Consider the following 6,845-nt stretch of genomic DNA (forward strand, 5'->3'; position numbering starts at 1 on the left):
CAAACAAACAATAAGACTACTGACTAAGCACACTGAAATAACAAGATTGATTGAACGTTCAACAACATTAGGCAAGTGCGAGTCTTTAAACACTGACCACAATTGGAGGTATTGATAAAAAAAGCTAACAATAATAGGAATAAGAATAGCAAAAGGGAAATTGATAGGAATTACACTACCATCATGAAATAACTCCCATTGAAAACAGATAATAAAATACAATAAAACAGATGATGTAATGACGGCAACAACCGGTTGTTTATGAAGAGAAGCCAGATATTGAGAAAAGAAAACAACAAGTAAAACAGGGAATAATTGTGCAATGAGCGAGCTAATAATCTTCAACTCGCTACTGACTTCACGCCACTCAAATAGACTTGCGCCATTAGAGGCTAATAAACAAAAAGAGGAAATTAAAGAGACGGGTAATAGCATAATAAAGACGTTGCTAATTCCAGCAAGGTACTTGTTCGCAGGCAAATGCTTCATTAGATAGGTAAACACTGCGACTCCTTTACAGTTAACCATTCATAAGTTTGGGAATGATATACTATAAAATAGCTTTTAGCACTTTGTTTTCAATTAAAATTAAGTCTATCATCAAGTTAATGATAAAAATAGTAACTGTATCTCAAATCCTTACTTCGGTGATTGACTCCATAAAAATATAAAGGCTTAATCACAATTCACACAGTAAGGTATTGAAAATGTTTAAGTATCTCCCTCTTCTATTTTTATTTTGTTCTTTTAACGTACTTTCTGGTGATGCCAAACTAGGGAAAATGAAATCTCCAAGTTGTGTATATTGTCATGGTAGTACTGGCGAGGCGACAAATAGCAGCTACCCCAATCTGCATAAGCAAAATGAACTCTATTTATATTCATCAATGAAAGCGTATAAAAATGGGGAGCGTACTGGACCTCTTGCTGCAATGATGAAAGCTCAGCTGCAACGTTTAAATGATGCTGATTTACGTGATATCGCGGCATTTTATGCGAGTGAATCTAATAACGAGAATAAATAATCTATCTCTTCCGTTGTGTTGTAATGCATTAATCCAATACGAACAACACCACCGCTTTCCTCCAACCCTAATTGACGGATTAAACCTAGCGCATAAAAATGCCCACTCCATACGCAAACATTTTCTTTTCCTAGTACTGTCGCTACGTATTCGGGCGTATAACCACTAAACCGAAGCGCAAATGTAGGCGTACGAGAGCACAGGTTATCACTGTTTTTAATTCCATATAATTGAATATAACTGCGCGATGTCAACTTACTTAAAAAATAGTGAGTCAAGTGCAATTCATGCTTATTAAATTGCTCAAAACTGTCGATTAACCTATCTCTTAAACTGCTTCCTTCACTTCCCCACTGCGCTAAATACTCAATAGCGGCGACAATCCCAGCTAGACCTTCAAAGCTCTGAGTTCCTGTTTCAAATCGCCCTGGGCCTATGTTTGTTGCAGGTTCAACTTTATAAGGGGTTAATTCCCTTAACCATCTTGTTGATACATAGGCGATCCCAACGTGTGGTCCAAAAAACTTATAGGCAGAACATGCAAGAAAATCACAATCGAGTTCTTGAACATCGATCAAATGGTGAGGTGCATAATGTACTGCGTCTACATAAACCATTGCATTCACGTTATGTGCTGCCAAAATCATTGATTTTACATTCACTAATGATCCCGTGGTATTTGAAGCATAGGTGGTTGCAACAAGGCGAGTTTTTGGTGAAAGTAATGAGTAAAAATGATCCATATCCAATGTGCAATCATCGAGATTCACTCTCACTTGGTGAACAATAACGCCCTTATCTTCTGCTGCTTGCTGCCAACTTGATACATTAGAATAATGATCTAATGCCGTCACAATAATTTCATCTCCAGCTTTCCAATCTCGGCTGATCGTACGGCTCAACTGAAACGTTAATGACGTCATATTGGCACCAAACACAATATTATCTTCAGTCGGAGCATTTAAAAATACAGCACACGATTGACGAGCCTGTTTAAGCACGGCATCTGTGACATGGCTTGAAAAAAAGTGACCTCCTAAGTTTGAATTTGCATACCCTAGGTAACCAGTCATTGCAGACAACACAGAACTAGGAACTTGAGAGCCCCCAGGACCATCCAGAAAAACCACTGATTGATCATTAACTTGCTGTGATAACGCGGTAAATTGGGATCGAACGTGATTAGGAGTGAAGTTCATCGTTCTTATCCTTAGCCGTTAGTACAAAAACATCCATGTGTCCTTCATGGTTTTGATCGATTAAGCGGATCGGCTGACCGTTGTGCCACAACTTTCTATCGTCAACCATTGCCACTTCACCGTCTTCTAAGATCTTTCTAAAAAATGGGGCTTCTTCTGAATCTTTATAAATCAGTAATTCACCGCCTTCAATATTCGAACGATCAATACCAATAAGGGCAATGTGATCGAACCCATCTTGATGAATACCTTCTGGTGCTATTTGCGTTTCTTTGTAAATAGCGGCAATACGCATTTGATGGATTTCTATTTCTTGCCCATTGGGTAAATGGTTTAGCTCCATGAAGACTTGACACATTTCAGCCATACCTTCACTGTTAAGAATCGCCTTTTCAATGCCTTCAAATTCACGAACAACATCACCTTGAAAGTGATTGATGTCTTCACTTTGTACAAAGTTATGCTTATTTGTTTCCACTACATCGTTATTAACAACACAGATCACGGAGTAACGTCTTAATCGATAGTTACCATCCGCGTGCATGGTTTTAGGCAACCCAGAGAAGGAGGGGGCGAGTTGATGAACTGCATCATAACTCAATTGAGTCAACTGTAAGGACGTATCGTGAGAATGTAACATAGCACCTCCTGCCTAGTGCAATCGAAATTAACAATTATTTTACATTCTTTATTATTTACGCATAAATGCTAATAAATCAAACTTTTTAGTTCATTAATTTACATTAACAGAAACATTAAAAAGATAACGCTACAGAATAACAAAATAGCAGTTGTATCATTCACTGAACAACTGACCGTATGCTTAAAACCAGAACTCTAGGCTGTAATAAATTTAATTCATTGATTATTAATATTATTTATAGCCTAACTTTCCTATTCCAAAACAATACACACAACATCATAGAGGCAATCAATAAATAAAAGACACCTAAACTGTTTTGATCTACAACCCAATGCTTAACTAAATAACCACCAAGAATACCTGATAAACACATTTGGATAGAACCAGATAACGCAGAAATAGTGCCTACGTTTTTAGTGTGTGGTGACAATAATAAAGTAATCGACAATGGAAAGATGATCCCTTGTGAAACCGCTAATAATGTAAGCCCAAATATTAGCGAAAATAGAGACGTAGTAAAAACAACCAACCATATACCAGAAATTGACATGATCACGAGAGCAAGACATATTAGTTGATTAATTGACCATTTTTTATTTAGACTGTTCAGAATAAAGCTGCCCATCATTAACCCAGCCGAAGGGATGATCATTATCTCGCCATACTCAGCCGTCGTTAACCCTAAATCACCCTGTAATAAAAAAGGCAATAATGATACAGAGACTAAGCTAGCTAAATAACTGATCCAATTAAAACTGGCACTAGAGATCACCTGAGCATTGCGAAATAAAGCACCATAATCCCGTAATGTTTGAGCTAAGCTGAATTTTTTTGGTTTATAAGGCAGAGTTTCAGGAAGAATAAAATACCCTAATGTTAAAATGCCAATGAGATACAATAAAACAAAACCAAAGACCCATTCCCAACTAAAATGCCATGCTATCCAACCTCCAATAACCGGCGCTAAGATTGGTAAGATAGATGCCGTGATCGAAATATACGACATGGCTTTAGTCAAATGATAGCCGCTGTAGCTGTCTCGCAGTACACTTCGCCCTAATACTGAGGCACTCCCCGCGCCTAAACCTTGCAGTAAACGCCCTAACACTAATGCAGTAAAATTATCCGTCATAGATACACACAAAAGAGTGCCTAATAAATAAATCCCTTGACCTAAAATAAAGATAGGCCGACGTCCAATCGCATCAGACACGGGTCCATAGAATAATTGGGACACGCCAAAGCCCACTAAAAATAGCGTAACAAGTAATTGCACATCAGCGGAAGAAACACCTAAATCGTGGCTGATTAAGGGCAATGATGGCAAATAAATACTCACCCCTACTTGACCTGTTGCAATGATCATCATTGCGAGAAATAAAGGGGTTTTCTTAAAATCGGTTGTATTAAATAGCGTCATCACGTAAGTTTACATTCACTCTGTATAAATGATAATACAGTAGACAGGAATCACATTACGTCTTACTAGGAAGTAATAATGGATTGGATAGAAAGTGTTAGAAGCTATATAAAAGTGGTTGAAGAAGGCAGCTTCAATGCCGCGGCTTTTCAATTAAATACCTCAGGATCCGCTATTAGTAAACGTATCAACTGGTTAGAAGATCGTGTTGGTGTTCAGTTACTTACTCGTACTACCCGTTCTGTTCATCAGACAGAAGCGGGGATCTTATTTTATCAACGAGCTCGATTGCAGTTAGATCAGTGGCAACACTTAGTTGATGAAACAAGAGCCATTAATCAAACGCCAACGGGATTATTAAGAATAGGCGCCACGTTAACTGTTGGCTCTAAATTCATTATTAAGTACTTAGATGATTTTTTAACAACTTATCCAAAAATAAAAGTCCAACTGATTACCACGCTACCAGGCCAGATCCCTGATACTAATGTCGATGTCTTTATTAGTCGAGAATTAGAACAACTGAATACCTTTAGCTATAAACATACCCCACTTTTTCAACATCATTCTGAATTCTTTGCCTCTAAAGCCTATATTGAAAAAAATGGTACCCCAGAGAACCTAGATGATCTTAACAATCACAACATACTTATTTGGGGGGAAAGACCCGTTAGAGAAATTAAACTGTCAGACGGTAAGCGAATTCGATTAAGAGGCAACTTTGCGACAACCAATCCAGATGCTTTATTTCATGCAGCTAAACGTGGCATGGGTATTTTATTTGCGAGTAGACAAATGCTTATTGAAGATATAAACCTAGGTGAACTTATCCCAATTCTTCCTGGCTATACCGCCGATCACATCTCAGTTAATGCCTATTACCCTGCACTCACGTATGAACATACGCGAACTCAGTTATTCATAAAATATTTAAAAAACAAACTAAGTTGATCGTTATAACAGTAATAATAAAATTAACATTAGAATGATATTATTTTCATTGCATTCACATTAGATTTCCGTACTCTATGCCGCTTATCGATTAGTTTATTGAGTTGTAAATAGAATGAATACCGCTATTTTATGGGCTTTTATCCCAACCTTCTTTTTTGTTTCTGTTACCCCAGGAATGTGCATGACATTAGCACTTAGCTTAGGCATGAGTATCGGCTATAAACGCACATTATGGATGATGATGGGTGAACTAGTAGGCGTAGCCGTTGTTGCTGTCGCTGCCGTCTTAGGTGTTGCTGCAATTATGCTCAACTACCCTTGGTTATTTACTATTTTTAAAGCCATTGGAGCCACCTATCTTGCTTATATTGGCATTCAAATGTGGCGTTCTAGAGGCAAGTTAGCCATGACAGGCGAACAAGCTGAAGCACCAAAAGGAAAAGATTGGGATTTAGTCGTACAAGGTTTTGTTACTGCCATTGCAAACCCTAAAGGTTGGGCTTTTATGGTGTCATTACTGCCTCCTTTTATTGATGGAAGCAATGCCATTGCCCCTCAGTTAATTGCGTTAGTCTCTATCATCTTAATTTGTGAATTTTTATGCATGACTCTGTATGCGGTAGGAGGCAAAGGCCTTAAGCGTGTTTTAGGTCATTCAAATAACGTAAAAATCATGAACCGTATTTCAGGCACATTAATGATAGGTGTCGCTATTTGGTTATTCATGGGCTAATCCCGACAGCCTATAAACAGTATAAAAAAGCGACTTATATAGTCGCTTTTTTATACCTTCAACTCTATTTCTAAGCAATTCAATTCTATACATTTAATTAGCAATTAAGTTTCATTTTTAAAACAAACGTTCTATGATGAATTATCGCTTTTATTAATTATAGAGGGTCACAATGAAACCAATTAAAATAACCTTATACCGTTGGGGTGGTAGCTGGGGACCCTTTAAAGTGAATATCCCCTGTGGAGAATGCACTCTCACCAAAGACATTCTTCAAGATACCTTTGATTCAGAGCTTTCCGGCATTCCAATAGAATTAGAAGTTAAAGATTGGCTGACTTATTGGTGGGAGCCTTTAAAACTCAAGGCATGGCATGCTCCCATTATTATTGTTGAAAACACAGTGATAAGTGAAGGTGAGGCCTTGAATCGAGGAGTGCTAGTACAAGCAGTAATCGCTCAAGTAGCACAACGAGATGAAATAAAAGGTAATGTGGTTTATGGTAAAGCAACCTGCCCTTTTTGTATAAAAGCAAAAGCCGCATTAGATGAAAAAGGAGTCGACTATATTTATCATGATGTCGTTAAAGACAGCGCAGCACTTTATAGAATGATCCCTGAAGTGAAAGCAATTATAGGTCAAAAAACGCCAGTCACCGTTCCTCAAATATGGCTTGATGGGAAATATATTGGTGGATTTGATAACTTAACTTTGCATTTAAATAAGTAACTGTCTTAAATATAAAACTCATAATTAAATGTGAGTTTTATATTAATAACTAAATCCAGAACACATTAGATTCATGAATAATATTAACGATACATGAAATAAATCATATCAAAATAATTCATTATCAAAGTTAATGCTATA

7 protein-coding genes and 1 pseudogene are annotated in these 6,845 nt (G+C 37.3%); 4 read left to right on the top strand and 4 right to left on the bottom strand.

Annotated features, from left to right (window positions below; genetic code table 11):
- Positions 1-504, bottom strand: a pseudogene (locus AACV33_RS20175) (EAL domain-containing protein); the annotation flags it as partial.
- Between the two features lie 203 nt (positions 505-707).
- Here AACV33_RS20175 and AACV33_RS20180 point away from each other — a divergent pair.
- Positions 708-1,025, top strand: a complete 318-nt coding sequence (locus AACV33_RS20180; RefSeq protein WP_017021427.1) for a c-type cytochrome — start codon at positions 708-710, stop codon at positions 1,023-1,025.
- Here the strand turns inward: AACV33_RS20180 and AACV33_RS20185 are convergent.
- The 3 genes from AACV33_RS20185 to AACV33_RS20195 all read right to left on the bottom strand — a co-directional run bounded on the left by AACV33_RS20185 (position 992) and on the right by AACV33_RS20195 (position 4,287).
- The gene (locus AACV33_RS20185) at positions 992-2,224 is read right to left on the bottom strand and encodes a cysteine desulfurase-like protein (protein ID WP_017021426.1); all 1,233 of its coding nucleotides are present in this window, start codon (positions 2,222-2,224) and stop codon (positions 992-994) included. The genes AACV33_RS20180 and AACV33_RS20185 overlap by 34 nt on opposite strands.
- Positions 2,208-2,864, bottom strand: coding sequence for a 2OG-Fe dioxygenase family protein (locus tag AACV33_RS20190; RefSeq protein WP_017021425.1), 657 nt, complete (start codon positions 2,862-2,864; stop codon positions 2,208-2,210). Before AACV33_RS20190 ends, AACV33_RS20185 begins: the two co-directional genes overlap by 17 nt.
- 238 nt (positions 2,865-3,102) lie before the next feature.
- A complete protein-coding gene (locus AACV33_RS20195; RefSeq protein WP_182700595.1) occupies positions 3,103-4,287 on the bottom strand; it encodes a multidrug effflux MFS transporter in 1,185 nt (394 codons plus the stop codon).
- Between the two features lie 78 nt (positions 4,288-4,365).
- Between AACV33_RS20195 and AACV33_RS20200 the strand changes: the two genes are divergently transcribed.
- From AACV33_RS20200 to AACV33_RS20210, 3 genes are all read left to right on the top strand, one after another.
- A complete protein-coding gene (locus tag AACV33_RS20200; RefSeq protein ID WP_017021424.1) occupies positions 4,366-5,238 on the top strand; it encodes a LysR family transcriptional regulator in 873 nt (290 codons plus the stop codon).
- 115 nt (positions 5,239-5,353) lie between these two features.
- Entirely contained in the window at positions 5,354-5,974 is a 621-nt protein-coding gene (locus tag AACV33_RS20205; protein ID WP_017021423.1) for a LysE family translocator, read from the top strand.
- Positions 5,975-6,146: 172 nt separating this feature from the next.
- Positions 6,147-6,704 (top strand): glutaredoxin domain-containing protein, encoded by a 558-nt coding sequence (locus AACV33_RS20210; RefSeq protein WP_017021422.1) that lies wholly within the window; start codon positions 6,147-6,149, stop codon positions 6,702-6,704.
- Positions 6,705-6,845: the final 141 nt, after the last annotated feature.

The organism is Aliivibrio sp. SR45-2 (assembly GCF_963890165.1).
GTDB lineage: Bacteria > Pseudomonadota > Gammaproteobacteria > Enterobacterales > Vibrionaceae > Aliivibrio > Aliivibrio salmonicida.

What these genes read in the sequence shown, in the direction of transcription:
- AACV33_RS20180 (WP_017021427.1), top strand. Translation starts at nt 708, where the DNA reads ATGTTTAAGTATCTCCCTCTTCTATTTTTATTTTGTTCTTTTAACGTA.
- AACV33_RS20185 (WP_017021426.1), bottom strand. Translation starts at nt 2,224, where the DNA reads ATGAACTTCACTCCTAATCACGTTCGATCCCAATTTACCGCGTTATCA.
- AACV33_RS20190 (WP_017021425.1), bottom strand. Translation starts at nt 2,864, where the DNA reads ATGTTACATTCTCACGATACGTCCTTACAGTTGACTCAATTGAGTTAT.
- AACV33_RS20195 (WP_182700595.1), bottom strand. Translation starts at nt 4,287, where the DNA reads ATGACGCTATTTAATACAACCGATTTTAAGAAAACCCCTTTATTTCTC.
- AACV33_RS20200 (WP_017021424.1), top strand. Translation starts at nt 4,366, where the DNA reads ATGGATTGGATAGAAAGTGTTAGAAGCTATATAAAAGTGGTTGAAGAA.
- AACV33_RS20205 (WP_017021423.1), top strand. Translation starts at nt 5,354, where the DNA reads ATGAATACCGCTATTTTATGGGCTTTTATCCCAACCTTCTTTTTTGTT.
- AACV33_RS20210 (WP_017021422.1), top strand. Translation starts at nt 6,147, where the DNA reads ATGAAACCAATTAAAATAACCTTATACCGTTGGGGTGGTAGCTGGGGA.